The sequence below is a fragment of the Rhodococcus sp. 05-2255-1e genome (genome assembly GCF_002259025.1).
Lineage (GTDB): Bacteria > Actinomycetota > Actinomycetes > Mycobacteriales > Mycobacteriaceae > Rhodococcoides > Rhodococcoides fascians.
The window spans coordinates 214,845-234,275 of record NZ_NOZE01000046.1; the positions used below are offsets into that span (position 1 = coordinate 214,845).

Genomic DNA, 19,431 nt, shown 5'->3' on the forward strand with positions numbered 1-19,431 from the left:
CTGATCTATTGTTAGATCAACAACGATCTAAGGGGCAGCGAATGAACTTGACCGACAATCAGCGGGATCGGGCGCGTGGGGTACTGCTCGGCACTGCAGTGGGCGATGCGTTGGGCGCGGGGTACGAATTCGGATATCCGACGCACGAGACCGCCATTGCGATGATCGGCGGCGGCGCGTTCGACTGGGCCCCGGGGGAATGGACCGATGACACGTCGATGGCACTGTGCGTTGCGAGCGCTCTCGAGATCGGCGGAGACGTCGACGAGGTGGCAGCGAACTTCCGCGCCTGGTTCGCGGTGAACCCTCCCGACGTCGGCAATCAGACCCGAAAAGTGCTGTCGCAGAGATCGAGTAGCGGATCGGAGATGACCGCGGTCGCGGCGTCGCTGACCGGCCGGACCGGTGGAAACGGCTCGTTGATGCGCACCGCGCCCGTCGCGCTGGCCTATCTCGACGACGTGACCGGATGCCGGGCTGCTGCGGAGCGGATCAGCGCGCTGACCCACTCCGATCCTCGTGCCGGTCAGGCATGCCAACTGTGGTCGCACGCGATCCGGCACGCGGTGCTACACGGGACGTACGACGGTATCGCCGACTTCCTGCGCCACGAAGAACCCGATGTCCGGGACTTCTGGCAGCCGCTGCTCGACAGCGCTCGGGAGGGCGAGCCGACCGACTTCCCGAAGAACGGTTGGGTCGTGCACGCGCTCCAAACGGCCTGGTGGGCGATACATCGCGCGGCAGACGCATCGTTGCCTCTTCCTGCCGCGCTCGAACTGTGTGTCCGAGCAGGCGGGGACACCGACACCACCACCGCGATCGCAGGCGGACTTCTCGGTGCACGGTGGGGTGCGTCGGCGGTCCCGACGCAGTGGCGCGAGCTGGTCCACGGCTACCCGGGGCTGCGCGCCGACGACCTCGATCGCATCGCCATCGCGATCGCCGAGAGAAAGGACGACGCATGACGATCATCGACGTAGTGCATGGTGATATCACCGAGGTGGCCGCAGATTCGATCGTCAATGCGGCCAACACCCGACTCCTCAGCGGCGGTGGGGTGGACGGCGCGCTGCATCGGGCCGGGGGTCCCACGATCCTCGCGGAATGCAAGGCGTTGCGGGCCACCACCCTGCCCCACGGCCTCGACACCGGTGCCGCTGTGGCCACCACCGCAGGCAGGTTGCGCGCCGAATGCGTGATCCACACCGTCGGCCCGCGCTATTCGAAGAACGAAGACAGATCCGAACTACTACGCCTGTGCTACCAGCGCAGCCTGGCGCTGGCGGCGTCGATGAATCTGAAATCCATCGCCTTTCCGCTCATTTCGGCCGGGTCCTACGGTTGGCCGATGCACGACGCCATCACCCAACAGGTCGTTGCCGTCAAGGCAGCGCGGCCATCCGTGGACCTCGTCATGCTCGTCGCATACTCCCGCGAGGCTGCCGAGCTGACACAGCGGATGGTGAATTAGTTCTCGCAGCCGACCCCGTCCCCGTCGCGGTCGAGTTTGCTCGCGTATCCCGGGTCGCCGGCGTAGATAGGGGCTGCGCCTGCTGCACGCACCGCGGAGCAGTTTGCGTAGTAGACGCTCTCCGGCACCGCTGCCAACGGCGCGGGAACGGTGTAGACGGGCTCGGGTGTGTACACCGGCTCCGGGATGTAGACAGGTTCGGGAATGAAGTCGGGCTCGGGATCGGGGATGTACTCCGACGTCGTCGGTATCTCCACGATCGCGGCGACGGGCTCTGTTGTGGGTGCAGCCGTGGTTGTCGTGGTCGGTGCCGGCGTGGTGGTCGTCGGACGTGCCGAGGTCGTCGTCACGGTGGGCAGCGCGGGCACGGCCGCGACCGGGGTGACGGCCACCTTCTCGGGTTCGGTCGATCCCGTCAGTCCCATGACGATCAATGCCGGAAGAACAGCGATCGCCGGTACGGCCCAACCCTTGCGTCCACGCTCAGGGGACAACCGAAGGTACGCGATCCCCGCAGCGAGCATCGATGCGCCGACGAGTACCGCACCGAACTCGAACGAGATTATGGCTCCGATCAAGAAGATCGCGCCGAAAACGATTGCCGCCCAGGCGAAGATCTTGCCGACGAGGGGTCGTCGAGAAGGAGCTGGCTCGGGTGCGGGGCGCTGGAACGGTGGTGGGTAGGCACTGGTCATGTCGGATCGTCCTCGGGTCACGGGGTGTCGGCCTCGCGGCGAAGGGTGTCCGCGAGACGGGAGCAACCCCACGTTCTTCCGAACCGGGCGGTCGCATTTCCTTCCACCATGTCGCACCGCGTGCGAGCGTCGTTACACCTCGAGCCGAGACGGCACGCCCCGGCTCAGTAGTGCTCGCGAAAACCGCCGATAGCGGTGATGGAATTGCCGTCGGGATCCGTGGCCGTGGACAGCCGAACGCCCTTGTTCGCTTCGACGATGTCGGCGAAGTCGATTCCGCGCGAGTGGGCCGCCGACACGAACGATTCGAGGTCGTCGACCGCCACATTGAACAGCGACGAGCCTGCACGCTCGGAATCGACGGTCACCTGCACCCATGCTCCGGGAGCGGCCTGCCACTCCACCAGTGTCGACATCGGATTGTTGTCCGCCGGACGGTCGAACAACTTCTCGTACCAAGTGTTCGCGATATCGATGTCCCGAACCGCCACGACCGCGAAAATGTATCTGAACATGCCGTTCTCCTCCGTTGCTGTCGGGTTCTGCATATACGGACCGCTGCCGAGGGCTCGACTCACCGGACAGAACTTGTCGGTGGCTCGAGTAGGGTCGTCACCAGTCCGAATTCGGGCGTTCTCAGACGAGCAGGCAGGGGACTTCGACCGTGTTGACGCTCCACCGCGCCGAACGTGCAGGAACGCTCGCTGCAGCCCTCGCCGATGTACTGTCCGAGCCGCTGCCCGATGCCTTCGTGCCCGAAATCGTGTCGGTGCCGGCAAGAGGTGTCGAGCGGTGGCTCACCCAGCGTCTGTCGAGCGTCCTGGGTGCTCCCCACGGTGATGGAATAGCTGCGAACATCGAGTTTCCGAGCCCGGCGAGGTTGGTCACGCGCACCATCTCCGAGGTCGACGGCATCGATCCCGACGACGACCCGTGGTCTCACAATCGAGTGCTGTGGACCGCGCTGTCGGTGATCGACGACTGCCGCACCGAACCGTGGGCCGCGGTGCTCTCCAAGCATCTGGGTTCGGGGTCGGACGATCATCGGGTAGGGCGCCGCTGGTCGACGGCCGCGCACATCGCGGAGCTGTTCCGCGCCTACGGATCTCAGCGACCCCAGATGCTGCGCGACTGGCGCGCCGGACGATTCACCGACGGGCTCGGCCAGGAACTGGACGACGACCTGACGTGGCAACCGCGGATATGGAGCCTGGTACGCGAGCGGATCGGCAGTCCAAGTCCCGCCGAGCGCCTTCCCGATACGTGTTCGACACTGCGATCGGAACCGAACGCGGTGGACCTACCGTCCAGGTTGTCGGTATTCGGTCCGACTCGGCTGACCGCCGACCAGCTCGACATCCTGCACGCGCTCGCGCACCACCGCGACGTCCACATCTGGATCCCGCACCCCAGCCCGTCGATGTGGGCCACACTCGCCGACATCCCGGCGGCCACCCGACGGCGCGACGATGTGACCGCTCTGGCCGTCGAGCACCCGCTGCTGGCGAGTCTGTCGCGCGACGTGCGGGAACTGCAAACAACCATCGGCTCGATCGCCGATCACACCGTGCACCACGAAGGGCCCGAACCAACGCGGACCTTGCTCGGAACGATCCAATCCGACATCGCCGGCGACGAAGTGCCCTCCGACGCAACGACGGTCGGCGATCCAGCGTTCGCCGACGGCAGCGTGCAGATTCACGCATGTCATGGGCCTGCTCGCCAGGTCGAGGTGCTGCGCGAGTCTCTGCTGCATCTGTTCACCGACGACCCGACTCTCGAACCCCGTGACGTGCTCGTCATGTGCCCGGACGTCGAGACCTATGCGCCGCTGATCCGTGCCAATTTCGGCCAAGCCACATTGGTGCATCCCGGTCATCGACTGCGGGTCCGGCTCGCCGATCGGGGCCTGCGTCGCACCAATCCGGTACTGGATGTGGTGGCTACGGTGCTCGACTTCTCCGAGGGGCGAGTGACGGCCAGCGAACTACTCGATTTCGCGGCGAGCGGCCCGGTGCGGCAGAAGTTCTCGTTCACCGACGACGACCTCGAACGCCTCCGCGAATGGGTCGCCACGTCCGGAGCCCGCTGGGGTTTGACGGTGCGACAACGAGAATCCTTCGGGTTGAACAACTTTCGGCAGAACACCTTCAAGTCCGCACTCGACCGTATTCTCCTCGGGGTGGCGGCGGACGAGAGTGGGAACGACTATCTCGACCTCGCGCTGCCCCTAGACGACGTGGACAGTAACGACATCGGGCTTGCGGGCAGATTCGCCGAGCTGGTCGACCGGCTCGCCTCGGTACTACGGGCGCTGTCCGGGCGCGCCCCGGTGACCGAATGGACGCGGCAGCTCGGCCGCACCCTCGATCTGCTTGCCGACGTGCCCACCGCCGACGAATGGCAACTGGCGCAAGCGCATCGCGAGATCGCCGAGGCCACCGAGCACGGCGACACCGCCGAGCTGCGGCTTGCGGATGTGCGCGCCATGCTCGGTGGCCGGCTCACCGGCCGTCCCACCCGAGCGAACTTTCGCACCGGAGAGCTCACCGTGTGCACGATGGTGCCGATGCGATCGGTCCCGCACCGCGTCGTGATCCTTCTCGGTCTCGACGACGAGGTGTTTCCCCGCGTCGGCAGCCTCGACGGAGACGACGTCCTCGCACGAGACCCGGCCGTCGGCGAACGCGACATCCGCAGCGAGGACCGACAGCTACTGCTCGACGCCGTGATGTCCGCCGAAGAAAAGCTACTGCTTTTCTACACCGGTGCCGACCCCGTCGACGGATCGACCAAGCCGCCCGCGATCCCACTGCGCGAGTTGATGGACGTTCTCGACGTGACCGCCGGCCGTAGCGTCGAACACCGGCATCCACTGCAGCCCTTCGATCCTCGGAATTTCGAGGCCCGACACCCGTTCAGCTTCGACACGGTGGCGTTGGCGGGCGCCGTGTCTCAGCAGCGACCGTCCGTGCCGGTGCCGTTGTTCTTGCCAGATGCACTGCCCCCAGCGAATTCGGGCGACGTGGAACTCGCGGACGTGATCGCGTTCGTGGAGAATCCGGTTCAGGCGTTTCTGCGTCAACGTCTCGGGTTTCGAGTTCCCGAGCTCGAAGACGATCTGGCGGACAGTCTCGACATCGAACTGGATCCGTTGTCTCGGTGGAACATCGGCGATCGGATGTTGGCAGCGGTGCTGGCCGGCACGGACATCGGCGAATTCGCCGACGCCGAGTGGCGGCGAGGCACGTTGCCTCCGTTTCATCAAGGTCGACGCGAGATGTCCGACATCCGCCGAGTCGTCGGAATCATCGCCGACGCGGCCGCGCCGTTTCACGACGGCCCGGCCGAGACCACCGACATCGTGGTCGATCTCGGTGATGGGCGACGTCTGACCGGTACCGTCACCGGCATTCACGACCGGACACTCGTGCGTTCGTCGTATTCACGGCTGGGGGCCAAGCACAGGCTCGCGGCGTGGGTGCGTCTGCTGGCGGTGGCAGCGTCCGAGCCGGGGGAGTGGAGCGCGGTCACCATCGGGCGCGCCAGCGGAATGCGTCCGCCTCGCCGGTCCCGCCTGACGACCCCTCCGAATCCCCTCGCGGTACTCCGCGACGTGGTGGACCTGCGGGATCGCGGATTGGTTGCGCCGCTGCCGATCTCGACCGGGACGGCAGCTGCCTACGCGGAGAAGCGGTTCGGCGGCGGATCGATCGAGGACGGTTACGAATCTGCCGGTTGGGCGTGGCGCGGCGATTTCGGTGACGGCACCGACCGATCGTTGCGATACGTGCACGGCCCGTCGCTCTCGTTCGGAACGTTGCTCGATCCGAGCCCTCTCGACGACGAGACCGACCCCGCGAACGAGCAGAGCCGCTTCGGAGTTCTCTCCCGCCGGTTGTGGGATCCATTGCTGACCGCAGAGAACATGGGGAACGCATGACCGCCGCACGCGGATTCGACCTCCTCGGTCCGATGCCGACCGGGACGACCGTGCTCGAGGCCAGCGCCGGAACGGGCAAGACGTACGCGATCGTCGGACTTGCGGCGCGGTACATCGCCGAAGGACTGGCCGAGATCTCGGATCTACTGCTGGTGACGTTCAGTCGCGCCGCGACCCAGGAACTGCGCGATCGCACCCGCAGCCGGTTCGCGTCGATCGCCCGAGACCTCGGTGATCCGGACTCTGCGCGTGGTGCGCGCGACCCTCTCGTCGCCTTTCTCGCCGCGGCAGACGACGAGGAAGTGGACAGGCGGCGCCGGCGACTGCGTAAAGCGCTGTCGGACTTCGACGCCGGGACGATCGTCACCACGCACAGCTTCTGCCAACGCATGCTCGACGGGCTGGGTATCGCGGGTGAGCGCGAACCCGAATCCACGTTCGTCGAGTCGGTGTCGGATCTGCTCGAGCAGGTGGTCGACGATCTGTATCTGCAGATGTTCAGCGGCGACGACGAGGCACCACCGTTCGGGCGACGCGACGCCCAACAACTGGCCGCGGCAGCCGTCGGAGATCAACAGTCGATCCTGTACCCCGACATCGACGACCTCGACGGTGACGACGGCAACCGGGAAGCCGCCCTGCGGGTGCAGTTTGCTCGGGAGGCCCGCCGTGAGGTCGAGCGTCGCAAACGTCTTCTCGGCATCCGCGACTACAACGATCTACTCGGACTGCTGCACTCGGTGTTGTCCGATCCCGTGCACGGGGAGGCAGCATGCGCGCGCGTGCGAGACCGGTTCCGTGTCGTGTTGATCGACGAATTCCAGGACACCGACCCCATGCAGTGGGACATCCTGCGCCGGGCCTTTCACGGCTACACGACATTGATCCTCGTCGGAGATCCGAAGCAGGCCATCTACGCTTTCCGCGGTGCCGAAGTGCTGAGTTATCTGGATGCGGTGCAGTCGGCCGATCATCTGTACGAGCTGACGGCGAACTGGCGTAGCGACTCCGGGCTCCTCGACGCGTTGGACCATCTCTACGGAGGTGCCGCCCTCGGACACGACGACATCGTCGTCCATCGCGTCGAAGCGCGGAACCCGTTCTCGCGCATGACAGGACTTCCTCCGTTGCGGCTGCGCTATCTGCCCCGAACCGGAGCAGGACCGTTGCGTTCGGGATTCCCGGCGGTGGATCGACTCCGCTCTCGGGTGGCTGCAGATGTGGCGGCCGAGATCGTGACGCTCCTGTCCGGGAACGCCGTCATGGACCGGCCGGACGGGCCGAGGACGGTCGAACCGCGGGACATCGCGGTGTTGACTCGCACGACCAAACAGGTTGCGCTGATTCGAGATGCGCTCGACGCAGTGGGTGTGCCGTCGGTGGTGTCGAGCAGCACCAGCGTCTTCGGCACCGACAGTGCTCGACACTGGTTGTGGCTACTGCAAGCGATCGAACAACCGCACCGCACCGACCGCGTCAGACTCGCAGCCCTGACACCTTTGCTCGGTTGGACTGCCGCCCAACTCGATTCCGGGGCCGAGGACGCTCTGTCGCAGGTGAGCAGCCGGCTGCGTGAGTACTCCGTGCTGTTCGGCGAGGCGGGTTTCGCGGCAGTGTTCGAGCGGGTGTCGGCGCAGTCGGGTCTCGATGCTCGGTTGCTCGCGGTCGAGGCGGGGGAGCGCACGATGACCGACCTGCGGCACATCGCCCAACTGCTCAATCGCGCAGCGGTATCCGAATCGTACGGAATCACCGCTCTCACTCGGTGGCTCACCGATCGAATCAAGGAACCGGCAGCCGGCGGTTCCACCGATCGCAGTCGCCGGCTCGACAGTGACTCGGCGGCAGTGCAGATCATGACCACGCACGGGAGCAAGGGGCTGGAATTTCCCGTCGTCTACCTTCCGTACGCCTGGGACACGCTCTACTTCAGCTCACCGTCGACCCTGCTGCTGCACGAGGACGGCCACCGCATCCGGGACGTCGGCGGTCCCTCCGGGGCCGGCTACGCAGCACGAAAGCTTGTCAACGATCGTGAAGAAGCCGGAGAAGAACTACGGCTGCTGTACGTGGGACTCACCAGAGCCCAGTGCCAGGTGGTGTTGTGGTGGGCACCGGGACGCAACACTGCTACGTCGTCGTTGCACCGCATGCTGTTCGGCCGCATTCCGGGGATTGCGCAGCCGGAGCCGTCGTACAAGGTGCTCGACGACGCCACTACCGCCAACCGCGTGCAATCTTGGGTCGGTCCGTCAGCGGATCTGATCTCGATCGAGGCAGTCGGCCCCACACCACCCTCGGATCAGCAGTGGGTTCGACCCGAGGAGGAACACCGCGACGTCACTGCCGCTCGCTTCGGGCGTGCTCTGGATTTGCTGTGGCGTCGAACGTCCTACTCGGCCTTGACGGCTCACGCGCACGATGCGTCGCCCGTCGAGCCGGAGGTGGGGGTGACCAGTGAGGCCGAGCGGCCCGAGAAAGCGGATGAGCCTGTCGAACCTCCCCTGGGAAGCGCGAACTCGGACGAGCCCGTGGACGGGATCGCGTCACCGATGAACGGCATGCCGGCCGGTGCCGCATTCGGAACGCTGGTGCACGAGGCCCTCGAGCACGTCGATACCTCCGCAGCCGATCTACTGTCCGAACTCGAGCAGCGCTGCAGAGCTGCCGTTGCCTCACGAATGGCAGATGTCGATCCGACGGCTCTGGCAGCCGCCCTGTTGCCGGTGATGCAGACACCGCTGGGCTTCGGGACGCTGGCCGACATCGCGCCGAACGACCACCTGGCCGAGCTGGATTTCGAACTGCCTTTGGCCGGAGGCGACGACCCGGTGGACTCGAGCGTGACTCTGACATCGGTTGCGCAGCTGCTGCGTCGACATCTCGACCCGGCGGATGTCCTCGCGGACTACGCCGACCTGCTCGATGCAGTGGAAGCCACCCCACTGCGCGGCTTTCTCACCGGAAGTATCGACTCCGTTCTTCGGGTACCCGGCCCTCGCTACATCGTGGTCGACTACAAGACCAACCGCCTGGCCCGAGGCGATCTGACGACCGGCAATTTCACGCGCGAGAGGATGGCGCAGGAGATGATGCGGTCGCACTATCCGCTGCAGGCCATTCTGTATGCCGTTGCGTTGCACAGGTATTTGCGATGGCGTCAACCGAACTACCGGCCGGAGACGCATCTCGGCGGAGTACGGTACCTGTTCGTTCGGGGCATGGTGGGGCCGCAGACTCCGGCCGGCTGCGGTGTGTTCGACTGGGATCCGCCTGCGGCACTGGTGGTCGAGTTGTCGGATCTGCTCGCCGGAAAGGTGCAACGATGACGAGGGTCTCGACGGCGCTGCGCGGCAGCGGAATTCTGCGGTCCTTCAACGACGCCGGTGTACTGACAGCGGCCGACGTCCACGTGGCGTTGCGGCTCGGTGCCCTGGCCGGGGAAGCCTCCGAACCGGTGCTGCTCGCCACGGCTCTGACGGTGCGCGCAGTGCGATCCGGATCGATATGTCTCGACCTGCAGCGACTGCGTGATGTCACGGTGGACGAGGAATCGGACGTGGATCCGAGCCTTCTTCCCTGGCCCGATCTGTCCGACGTTCTCGAAGGGTTGGCGGTCAGTCCGCTCGTGGTCGGCAGCGCCAACGGGCCGCTGACGCCACTGAAGCTGGTGCGCACCGACCTGGGTGAACTGCTGTACCTGGATCGATATCACTTGCAGGAGAACACAGTTCGAGGAATACTCGACGCTCGATCGCAGTCGCACCCCGTCGTCGACGGTGCAAAGATCGACCGTGCGTTGGCCGAATTGTTCATCGACGAATCCGGCGCACCCACCACCCCTCCCGATCGACAGCGGATTGCAGCAGCCCTCGCGGCGACGCACTGGACCACGGTCATAGCGGGCGGGCCGGGCACCGGTAAGACCCACACGGTGGCTCGAATTCTGGCGCTGTTGGTTCGAGAACACGGCAGCGATGTGAGAATCGGTCTTGCCGCCCCCACCGGCAAGGCTGCCGCTCGTCTGCAGGAGTCGGTGGCCGAGCAAGCGGGACTGCTGGGTCTGCCGGCAGAACTGAAAGCAATGACTCTGCATCGCCTGCTCGGGTGGAAACCAGGCAGCAAGACCAGGTTTCGTCACGACTCCCACAATCGACTGCCCTACGACGTGGTGGTCGTCGACGAGACGTCGATGGTGTCGTTGACGATGATGTGCCGACTGCTCGAAGCAGTTCGACCGGAATCGCGGTTGATACTGGTGGGCGATCCCGATCAGTTGACGTCCGTCGACGCCGGAGCAGTGTTGGCCGACCTCGTGGCACGGCCGGTCACCGGCACCGAGAACCCAGTGTTGGCGCACCTGGTCGACGCGGATTTCGACGCAGCCGAGGATCCGGACGAGGCGGCGCTCAGTGCGTTCGAGCGAGACAGGTTGCGCGGCGGGGTGGTTCGGCTCAGCCGCGGTCGACGATTCGGTGGCGCGATCGCCCGTCTGGCCGTCGCAGTTCGAGACGGCCGCGGTGACGAGGTGATGAAATTACTCGAATCCGGTGACGACCAGATCTCGTTCCATGCACCCGAGGACACCGACGCATTGCGGGCCGACGTGGTCGATACCGCCGCCGAGGTCACAGCGGCGGCAACCCGCGGTGACGCCGCCGCGGCGCTGCTGGGAATGGAGAAGCATCGACTTCTGTGCGCGCACCGTGAGGGGCGGTGGGGCGTTGCGCTGTGGGATCGGCGGGCACTCGAGTGGGTGGGAGAAGCGAACAAGACCTTCCTCGACCCCGCCTACTGGTACCCCGGTCAGCCGCTGCTGGTGACGGCCAACGATCACGAAGCGCGAATCTACAACGGAGACACGGGTGTTGTGGTGTCGGGTGAGAACGGAACTCCGATGGCTGCTTTCGCGCGGGGTCGCGGCCACGTTCTCATTCACCCGAACGTCCTCTCTGCCGTCCAGACCGTGTACGCGATGACGATTCACCGGAGCCAGGGCAGCCAGTACGACACCGTGTCGGTTCTGTTGCCCGCCGAGGCATCGACTCTGCTCACTCGCGAGTTGCTCTACACCGCGATCACCCGTGCGCGGTCGCATGTACGGGTGATCGGCACCGAGGAGGCCATCCGAGCCGGAGTCGAACGTCAGGTCCTGCGGGCCAGCGGATTGCGGCGAAGGATTCTGTAGCAGTTCAGCGACAGGCGTGCCGGTCCGATCCGGCTGCAGCTGCGATACTGCGGGCAACCAACAGCCAGGTTCGGGCCAGTCCCGTCCACACCGCGATCGAGGTGCCTGTTCCCTCGGCTGCGCTGCGGTCCGAGTGTGCGGCAGCCGAGCGATGCAGGGCGAGCGCGTGTACACCGAGTTCGTCGATGTCCGCCCCCACGCACACCGAGTGCACTGTTTGCGCGTCGAGTTTGCGACCGGTCAATTGGCACAGAGTGTGCAGTGATCGCAGTTCGTCGGGAACGTCGGTGATGTCGAACGGGGGATCGGTCGGTGTCGAGTCGACACGGCTGTCCCCGGCAGTGCTGGACCGGACGCCGACGATTCCGCGCTGGAGGTCGATCGGCCCCGAGGCGGCTCCGTCTGCGGCGACGCCCCACACGCTGAGAAACGACGGATGGGGAACGTTCCACAGCTCGCGGAACGCCCGGGTCACCATTTCGGCGACGAGTGCAGCGTCGGCCCTCGAATCCGTTCGGGTGAGATCGATGATCGACCCGTCTGCGACGGGCTTGCCTCGGTCCAGCCACCCGAAGTCGAGCAACTGAACGTCGAGGGTGACCGACTCGGGTGCCTCTGGATACAGCAGCGAGGGCAGCGACGCGATCGACACCAGAGCCCCGTCTCGAGTTGCTGCGATGTCGATGTACGGCCGGAGCCCACGCTCGCCCGGGCTGGCCTGCGCGGCCGTCACAGTGATGTAGTCCCGCATCGGCAGCGACCGCAGGTGCGCGTGCAGATTCTCGGTGAACGTGCCCCATGCACGCGCGGTGGTGGAGTCGAAATGGTCGTTCTGCACTGCGTTCACGGTGCACACCCTCTACTCGGACGAGAACTTCATTGCTGTGCCCGTGACGGTAGCGAGGGGGTCCGACAAGAACGGCCCGTCAGTAGACGTCGCGCAGATAGCGCTTGGCGCGCTTGAGGTCGTTCACGTAGTCCTCCGCGGCGTCGGAGGAGCGCCCACCGTGTTCGGCGACAACCTCGTGGAGTGCCTCGTCGACTCCCTGCGCCATGCGTGACGCGTCTCCGCAGACGTAGATCTGTGCGCCTTCTTCGAGCCAGCCGTACAGCTGCTTTCCGGCCTCGCGCATGCGGTGCTGTACATAGATCTTCTCGAACTGGTCGCGCGAGAACGCCAGATCCAGCCTGGTCAACAGACCGTCACGCTCGAAGTCCGTGAGTTCGTCCTCGTAGAGGAAGTCGCTCGCTCGATGTTGGTCCCCGAAGAACAGCCAGTTTCGGCCAGACGCACCGCGAGCCCGACGTTCCTGCAGAAACGCACGGAACGGTGCTACTCCGGTGCCCGGACCGATCATGATGATCGGAGTGTCGTCGGAAGGAAGTCGGAACGACTTGTTGGCCGAAAGAAACACTCCCGCTTCCTGCGCGTCGCCGACACGATCTGCCAAGTACGTCGAGCACACCCCGCCGCGATCTCGCTCGGCCGATCGGTATCTCACGGTCGACACGGTGAGGTGAACGCTTCCCTCGTGCGCTGTCGGCGACGACGAGATCGAATAGACGCGGTGCTGCAGGGGCCGGAGCAGGCCCAGGAATTCGGCGGGGTCGAGAGCACCCGACCGATCGAGGTCGAGAACGTCGACGACGTCGCGTCCCCATGTCCACGCGTCGAACGACGCCCGGTCGCCGTTCTGCAGTACGTGGTCGAGTTCGGCGTCACCGGCCCGCTCGGCGATGGCTTCTATCAGGTCCATCGAGGGTATGCCGATTTCGTATTCGGTGGTCAGGGCCTGGGCGAGGGTGATTTCTCCGGACTTGGTGTGGACGGCCGTGTCTTCGGGGACACCGAGACGGTCGATGACGGCCGAGACCAGTGCGGCGTCGTTGACGGGTTTGACGCCGAATCCGTCTCCCGCCTCGTAGGTGATTCCGCTGTCACCGAGGTCGATCGAGAAGTGTCGTACTTCTTTCGCAGAGGTGGGACCGGACAGCAATCGGTTGCTCGACACCTGCGCGCGGTACGGATTCTTCCGATTCCACGGTGACCGCTTCGATGCTGTTCGGGTGGTGCCGAGGTCGCCGGTTCGAGCGTCGATGTCCTGTACCTGCCTTGCCGTAGCTGTCGTGATCGGTCGAATGTCGAGAGTTCGAGAACCCCGCGGTATCGAAATGCCCGAACTGATCGAAACCTTAGTAGGGACCGCTCAGTTGCGGTGCAGCACCTCGATACCGTCCACGGAGTAGACGACGTCGTATCCAGTGGTCAGTGCCCGGTCGATCGCCTGCCGATCGCCGCGTTCGTCGGTCGGCCAACCCGCGGGCCGTTCTCGGTTGACGACGATCCAGTCCGGGACGGTCGAGTCGGTCGGTCGCTGCGGAAACACCGATACGTCGTGGTCGGCGACGAGTTGTGCCACGAGGTTGTTCGACGCCGCAACGCGGTCACCGGCGGGGATCCAGGCCGAGATGTCGCGGGCAGTGGCTGCTTGTGGATCGACACGCCACTCCTCGGCGTGCACCATCCGCGACATGGGCAGGAACGGTAGCGCCACCAGTGCGAACGCAGCGACGAAGGCGACGATCGCTCGTCGACCTCGTTCGGTCAGCTGGGCGTGGCGCTCGCTGCGTGCCAAGGCGTCGATCAGGGCGACGAAGACGATCACCATCAGAATGGCGTTGTAGTGGTAGATCGGTTTCCAGAAGTTGGTGTTGTCGCTGAGGAAACGCCAGGCAACCGTCGGTACCGCGACCAGCAGGAGTGGAGAGCGCAGCGCGAAGAACCCCGTGACGGCAAGCAGCAGAAACGCCGTCGCGGCCCGGGAGTCTCCGGCAACCAGCCCGTGCGCGGTATCGGCGATCCCTTCGCCGATGGGCGGCAATTTCGAGCCCTGGCCGTACGAGTCGTCGGAGCTCAGCGCGGGAACGATCACCTTGACGGCCACTATCACCCAGGTCAGCCCCCACACCGCGGTCATCGCGCCCAGAATGCGCGGGCGGCCGGTGGTGAACAGGGCAACCAGTGCGCCGATGACGACGACCGTCAAACCCATGTCCTCTTTGACGAACACCAGCGGAAGAGCCCAGGCCAGAGCGGGCACCCAGCGTTCGCGAACGAGAGCCACCAGGGACATTGCCAGTAACGGCATTGCGAAGGCCACTTCGTGGAAGTCGAAGTTCAGCGCGGCTTGTACGCCCCACGACAGGCCGAACGCGCCGGCAATCACTGTTCCGACGACAGTGCCGAATTTCTGCACCGCCAACCGGCTGATCGGAATCACCGCGAGCGCGAACAGAACCGCCTGAGCGACGAGCAGCGTCTCGGCATGAGGGAAGACGCGATACACCGGGCCGAGCAGGGCCGTGATCGGCGAGAAGTGATCGCCGAGAGTGTTGTAGCCGGTGCCCAGCAAATCGGAGGTCGGAGACCGGAACTGCGAGTACGACGCCACCTGCTGCACGAAAATACCGAGGTCGAAGCCCGATGTGCGCAGTTGACGGTGGCCGAGAACGGACATCGTGGAGTACAGCGATGCAAGGAGCACCAACGCGACGGTCGGGACCATCACATCGGGAGACCGGAGTCTCCTGCGCAGACGGCCGATGACACGTGTGCCGGTCGTAGTTGCGGCGACGCTATCGCCGTCGGTGACGACCTGGGATTTCTCGGTAGTGGTCACGAGATGGCATGTCTACCGGACCGACGTGAGATCTTCCTGAGAAACGCCGGTCAGCGCTTGCGTTTCTTTCCCTGTGTGCGCCGCGGCGGCTGCGAGGTCAGGTGGTAGTACAGCGCGTCCTCGGAGTCCTCCACGACGACGTCGATGTAGTCGCCCACCTCGAGGTAATCGTTGACTGCGATGCGATCGGTCGAGCCGATCACGGCTTTGACCGAGCGTGCGGGGACGAGCCCACGGCGCCCGTCCGGACCGACGGCCAGGGCGTAGCGGGGGCCGGTGCGCGTGACGCGTGCCCGGATGAAGTCGGGGTCCTTGGGGATCGGGTCGGGTGCCACCACGCTGCCGTCCTTCGAGGCGGCGGTCAGCGAGTCGAGCTGCGCGGCGAGATCGTCGGCCATGGCGTCGACCTGATCGAGCAGGTGCGCCATGTGCGCGGCGTAATCCGTGTGCTTCTTGGTCGGTTTGAGTGCTTCACCGGGCTTGTACATGTCCTCGTGGGTCAGCTCGCCCCACGCGTCCTGCAGTCGAGTCTTGACCTGAACCTCCACCTTCACGTCGAGGTCGCCCTGATGAGTGGCCACTCGTACGACAAGCACAGCGTGATATGCCCGGTATCCGCTCGGCTTGGGAAACGAGACGTAGTCGGTGGGCGGCTGCGCGAACCGCACCGAGCATTTCGGATCGGTACACACGCGCTCGAGTGCGGTGACGAACGAGAGCTGGTCCCGTGGGGTCTTGCACAGCACCTTGATGCCGACCAGATCGGGCAGTGCGTCGGCAACGGCGTCGGCGTCGTGCGGTTCGCTGATGCGTCCCTCGGACAGATATCGACGGAGTTTGTCGGCAGATCTGCCGGGGTCCTTGATCCGCGCGGTCTGGGCATTGAGTCTGTCTCGGTCGACATCTTCGAGTATCTCGTCGGCGATGGTCTCCAGAAAATTCTGTGCGGTGACGAGTGCGGCTTCCCACGCGCGACGACGATGCAGATACAGCTCTTCTACCAAGTCGTCGATGCTGCTGAGCGATGTCACGAGCCGAGGTTAACCCAGAGGCCCGACCAATCCCGGCGGTGGCGCGCGATCGGCCGTCGATGCGGGCGAACCCGGTTTAAGCTCTTCCGCATGACCGTGGCATCTGTGCAGAACGACGACTTCGTCGCGCAGTTCGATCCGTTCCGTCGCGAGCTGTTGGCGCACTGTTACCGCATGACCGGGTCCATCCACGACGCCGAGGACATGCTCCAGGAGACCTACATCCGCGCCTGGCGGGGGTACGCCAAGTACGAGGGCCGATCGTCGCTGCGCACCTGGCTGTATCGAATCGCAACGAACACGTGCCTCACCGCCCTCGAGGGGCGAGCCAAGCGTCCGCTTCCTACCGGGCTGGGCGCGCCGAGTTCGGGCCCGACCGACGAACTCGTGCAGAACAACGAGGTGCCGTGGCTCGAACCGATTGCCGACTCGGATCTGGCCGACTCGAACGACCCGGCCACGTTGGTGGTGGGGAGGGAGTCGGTTCGCCTCGCGTTCGTCGCGTCGCTGCAGCATCTGTCGTCGAGACAACGCGCAGTGCTGTTGATGCGCGAAGTGTTGCAGTGGAAGGCCTCCGAGGTCGCCGAGGTTCTCGCCACGACGACCACTGCGGTCAACAGCCTCCTGCAGCGGGCCCGCGAGCGACTGGAGGAGATCGCTCCGGAACTGGACAACGTGGAACCCATCGAATCTGCCGAACTGCGCCAGCTCCTGGCCCAGTACGTGGAGTGCTTCGAGCGTTACGACATCGACCGGCTGGTCACACTCTTCACCTCGGACGCGGTGTGGGAGATGCCCCCGTTCGTCGGCTGGTATCAGGGAGCCGAGACGATCGGATCTCTCATCCGAAATAATTGCCCCGCACAGGGAGCGGGCGACATGCGGATGGTGGCGACATCAGCGAACGGCCAACCTGCGTACGGGCTCTACATGGTGGGCGAGGACGGAATACATCGACCGTTCCAACTACACGTTCTCGACGTCGACGCTCGAGGCGTCGGGCATGTCGCCTGCTTCTTCGATCTGTCGCTGTTCGATCGATTCGGACTGCCCGACCGCCTCTGAGCGACGTCAGCTCGTCGGAACGGCCGAGGGGTCCATCCACATCACTTCCCACACGTGATCGTCCAGATCGCGGAATGCTCGGCCGTACATGAACCCATGATCCTGCGGTTCCATCCACTTCGATCCACCCGCAGCGATGGCCGCGTCCGTGAGTGAGTCGACCTCGGCGCGGCTGTCGGCCGAAATACACATCAGTACCTCACGAGCCGACGTCGTGTCGCAGATCGAATCGGAGATGAAATCCCCGAACCTCGATGTGGCCAGAAACATCACCGTGGCCTGGTCGCTGACGATCATCGAGGCGGTGTTCTCGTCGCTGAAAATCTCGTTGAACTCGAACCCGAGACCCTCGAAGAATGCGCGGGTGGCCACGACATCGCGGACGGGCATATTGGCGAACAGCAAACGGGACATGGATGACACCTATTCGTCGGGTACCGGCACGACCGTCGAACAACGGTCGTGCCGGTACTGACAACGGTCCGTCGACAAATTCACCGGTGCCTTGCCCAGACACGACGCGACCCCGCCGAGACATGCTCGACGGGGTCGCGGACTGCGAAATAAAGGGGGAAGGACGTTACCGGGTGATCTGCGCGAGGCGGGAAAGCATCCGCGAGAAAACTCGGCCGTCGTTGCCGAGATCGGCGTAGGGGTCTGCTGTGGTGTCCGACACGGTGGCGTCGGGCGTCACGGCAGCGAGGGTGCGCGCCAAGCGGGTGCGGCGCTCGATGGCGTCGAGGATGTTGGCGTCCAGCGTTGAAACTTCGTCGAAGAGTTGGTCGACGTCTGCGATCGCGTTGTCGGCATTGCTGGTGCCGGCTGCGAGCGAATCGATCTGAACAGTCACATCGTCTCCTTTTGTTCGCGTCCTGAGGTGTGAGTCGTTCGTCCGAGCCGAACCGTTACAACCCAAAATGTGTGAACGCGATGTTTCGTCTCGCAAACCAAGATGCCCACTGGACGGGCCTGGGCCAACCTTTACGGGGTGTGATGCTGCATACAGTTCGTTCGGTTCGATTTTCTCCGGCCTTCCGAACCGAGGCGTCGGAGTGGTTGCGCTCACGCCGTTCCGGGTAGCCAGGTCGTCGATACCCCCACGTGCAAGGAGTGAGCGATGCGATACGACTACCTGATCATTGGCGGCGGAATGGTTGCCGACAGTGCTGCTCGTGGGATTCGTGAACACGACGCAACGGGTTCCATCGGGATCTTCGGAGCCGATTCCGACGAGCCGTACACGCGCCCCGCGTTGTCGAAGAAGTTGTGGACCGACAGCGACTTCGGCCGTGATCAGGTTCCGCTCGGCACCGCCTCGGACACCGGTGCCGAGGTCCATGCGGGTACGCGTATCGCGTCGGTAGACCGGTCGAAGCAGGCGGTCACGACAGCGGCCGGTGAGACCCACGAGTACGGAACGCTCTTGTTCGCAACCGGCGCAGCGCCGACGCAGATCGACCTGTCGCCCAGTCCACGAGTGATCTACTTCCGCACCTTCGCCGATTACCGGATGTTGCGGGAACTGACCGAGACCGCGGAGCACATAGCGGTGGTGGGCGGCGGCTACATCGGAACGGAAATCGCAGCAGCGCTGTCTCAACAGGGTGTCAAAGTCACCCTCGTCACGTCCGACGACGTCGTGGGCAGCCACATGTTCCCCCGCTCGCTGGCCGCCGGATTCGACAAAGGGTTCTCCGATCACGGGGTCACCGTGCGCCGAGGAACCAAGGTCACGTCGGGTGCGGAGGCGTCGGCTCGTGTCCAGCTGCAATTGGACGACGGGTCCGCGGTGGAAGCAGATGGGGTCGTGTTCGGCCTCGGTGTCCGGCCCAGCACAGACCTGGCCGAGGCGGCAGGTCTCGAGGTGGACAACGGCATCGTCGTCGACGAGTTCCTGCGCACCGCGGACGAGCACATCTACGCGGCCGGCGACGTGGCCAACTACCCGGACGCCATTCTCGGTCGCCGACGCATCGAGCACGTGGACAACGCAACCGAGATGGGCAAAGCGGCGGGCCGCAAAATGGCAGGTGCCGGCGCGGCCTACACCTACACTCCGTACTTCTACTCCGACGTGTACGACGACGGCTACCAGGCAATCGGAACGGTGACAACGTCGCTGAACACGGTGGAGGACTGGAAGACGATCGGCAAGGAAGGCGTCGTCTACTACCTCGACGACGATGCCGTCGTGCGCGGGGTACTGATGTGGAATGTCTGGGAGGGGCTGGACGAGGCGCGCACCTTGCTGGCCGAGAAGAAGCCTCACACGGAGGAAACCCTGAAGGGGTTGATCTGAACTTTCTGGAACACTCGACGGCGAGCACGCCGGACCGCGGTGCGACCGAGGAGAAA

At 65.0% G+C, this 19,431-nt stretch carries 14 protein-coding genes and 1 pseudogene; 7 read left to right on the forward strand and 8 right to left on the reverse strand.

The features are described from left to right. Positions 1 to 41: 41 nt before the first annotated feature. The gene (locus tag CH262_RS26200) at positions 42 to 968 is read left to right on the forward strand and encodes an ADP-ribosylglycohydrolase family protein (protein WP_032384906.1); all 927 of its coding nucleotides are present in this window, start codon (positions 42 to 44) and stop codon (positions 966 to 968) included. Then, a complete protein-coding gene (locus CH262_RS26205; protein ID WP_094718846.1) occupies positions 965 to 1,474 on the forward strand; it encodes an O-acetyl-ADP-ribose deacetylase in 510 nt (169 codons plus the stop codon). The genes CH262_RS26200 and CH262_RS26205 overlap by 4 nt, the downstream gene beginning before the upstream one ends. Here CH262_RS26205 and CH262_RS26210 read toward each other — a convergent pair. Both CH262_RS26210 and CH262_RS26215 read right to left on the reverse strand, forming a co-directional pair. Beyond that, positions 1,471 to 2,169 carry an excalibur calcium-binding domain-containing protein gene (locus tag CH262_RS26210; protein WP_032384908.1) on the reverse strand — a complete coding sequence of 233 codons (699 nt, stop codon included), beginning with the start codon at positions 2,167 to 2,169 and terminating at the stop codon, positions 1,471 to 1,473. The two genes, CH262_RS26205 and CH262_RS26210, sit on opposite strands and share 4 nt — an antisense overlap. Positions 2,170 to 2,333: 164 nt before the next feature. Then, positions 2,334 to 2,684 carry a VOC family protein gene (locus CH262_RS26215; protein ID WP_032384978.1) on the reverse strand — a complete coding sequence of 117 codons (351 nt, stop codon included), beginning with the start codon at positions 2,682 to 2,684 and terminating at the stop codon, positions 2,334 to 2,336. 149 nt (positions 2,685 to 2,833) lie between these two features. Between CH262_RS26215 and recC the strand changes: the two genes are divergently transcribed. From recC to recD, 3 genes are read left to right on the forward strand one after another with little or no spacing between them, the layout of a single operon-like run. Next, positions 2,834 to 6,112 (forward strand): exodeoxyribonuclease V subunit gamma, encoded by a 3,279-nt coding sequence (recC, locus tag CH262_RS26220; protein ID WP_032384909.1) that lies wholly within the window; start codon positions 2,834 to 2,836, stop codon positions 6,110 to 6,112. Continuing rightward, positions 6,109 to 9,441 carry a UvrD-helicase domain-containing protein gene (locus CH262_RS26225; protein WP_032384910.1) on the forward strand — a complete coding sequence of 1,111 codons (3,333 nt, stop codon included), beginning with the start codon at positions 6,109 to 6,111 and terminating at the stop codon, positions 9,439 to 9,441. Before recC ends, CH262_RS26225 begins: the two co-directional genes overlap by 4 nt. Next, positions 9,438 to 11,300 carry an exodeoxyribonuclease V subunit alpha gene (gene recD, locus CH262_RS26230; RefSeq protein WP_032384911.1) on the forward strand — a complete coding sequence of 621 codons (1,863 nt, stop codon included), beginning with the start codon at positions 9,438 to 9,440 and terminating at the stop codon, positions 11,298 to 11,300. Before CH262_RS26225 ends, recD begins: the two co-directional genes overlap by 4 nt. A 4-nt stretch (positions 11,301 to 11,304) precedes the next feature. Here the strand turns inward: recD and CH262_RS26235 are convergent, their stop codons facing one another. From CH262_RS26235 to CH262_RS26250, 4 genes and pseudogenes are all read right to left on the reverse strand, one after another. Then, positions 11,305 to 12,147 carry a TY-Chap domain-containing protein gene (locus CH262_RS26235; protein ID WP_052056456.1) on the reverse strand — a complete coding sequence of 281 codons (843 nt, stop codon included), beginning with the start codon at positions 12,145 to 12,147 and terminating at the stop codon, positions 11,305 to 11,307. 79 nt (positions 12,148 to 12,226) lie between these two features. After that, positions 12,227 to 13,396 (reverse strand): annotated as a pseudogene (locus tag CH262_RS26240) (sulfite reductase subunit alpha); the annotation flags it as partial. 111 nt (positions 13,397 to 13,507) lie between these two features. After that, complete coding sequence (locus CH262_RS26245; RefSeq protein ID WP_179275119.1) at positions 13,508 to 14,980, reverse strand: DUF2079 domain-containing protein; 1,473 nt, start codon at positions 14,978 to 14,980, stop codon at positions 13,508 to 13,510. Positions 14,981 to 15,030: 50 nt separating this feature from the next. Next, positions 15,031 to 16,011: a GTP pyrophosphokinase gene (locus CH262_RS26250; RefSeq protein ID WP_094718847.1), complete on the reverse strand. Its 981-nt coding sequence runs from the start codon at positions 16,009 to 16,011 to the stop codon at positions 15,031 to 15,033. 90 nt (positions 16,012 to 16,101) lie between these two features. On the opposite strand from CH262_RS26250, the gene CH262_RS26255 reads away from it, so the two are divergent. Then, a complete protein-coding gene (locus tag CH262_RS26255) occupies positions 16,102 to 17,076 on the forward strand; it encodes a sigma-70 family RNA polymerase sigma factor (RefSeq protein WP_027497693.1) in 975 nt (324 codons plus the stop codon). A 6-nt stretch (positions 17,077 to 17,082) separates the two neighbouring features. On the opposite strand, the gene CH262_RS26260 is transcribed toward CH262_RS26255, so the two are convergent. Both CH262_RS26260 and CH262_RS26265 read right to left on the reverse strand, forming a co-directional pair. Further along, the gene (locus CH262_RS26260) at positions 17,083 to 17,490 is read right to left on the reverse strand and encodes a VOC family protein (RefSeq protein WP_032364405.1); all 408 of its coding nucleotides are present in this window, start codon (positions 17,488 to 17,490) and stop codon (positions 17,083 to 17,085) included. Positions 17,491 to 17,656: 166 nt separating this feature from the next. Beyond that, on the reverse strand, positions 17,657 to 17,926 hold the full coding sequence (locus tag CH262_RS26265; RefSeq protein ID WP_032364406.1) for a hypothetical protein: 270 nt from the start codon (positions 17,924 to 17,926) through the stop codon (positions 17,657 to 17,659). A gap of 267 nt (positions 17,927 to 18,193) precedes the next feature. On the opposite strand from CH262_RS26265, the gene CH262_RS26270 reads away from it, so the two are divergent. Then, a complete protein-coding gene (locus CH262_RS26270; protein ID WP_094718848.1) occupies positions 18,194 to 19,375 on the forward strand; it encodes an NAD(P)/FAD-dependent oxidoreductase in 1,182 nt (393 codons plus the stop codon). Positions 19,376 to 19,431: the final 56 nt, after the last annotated feature.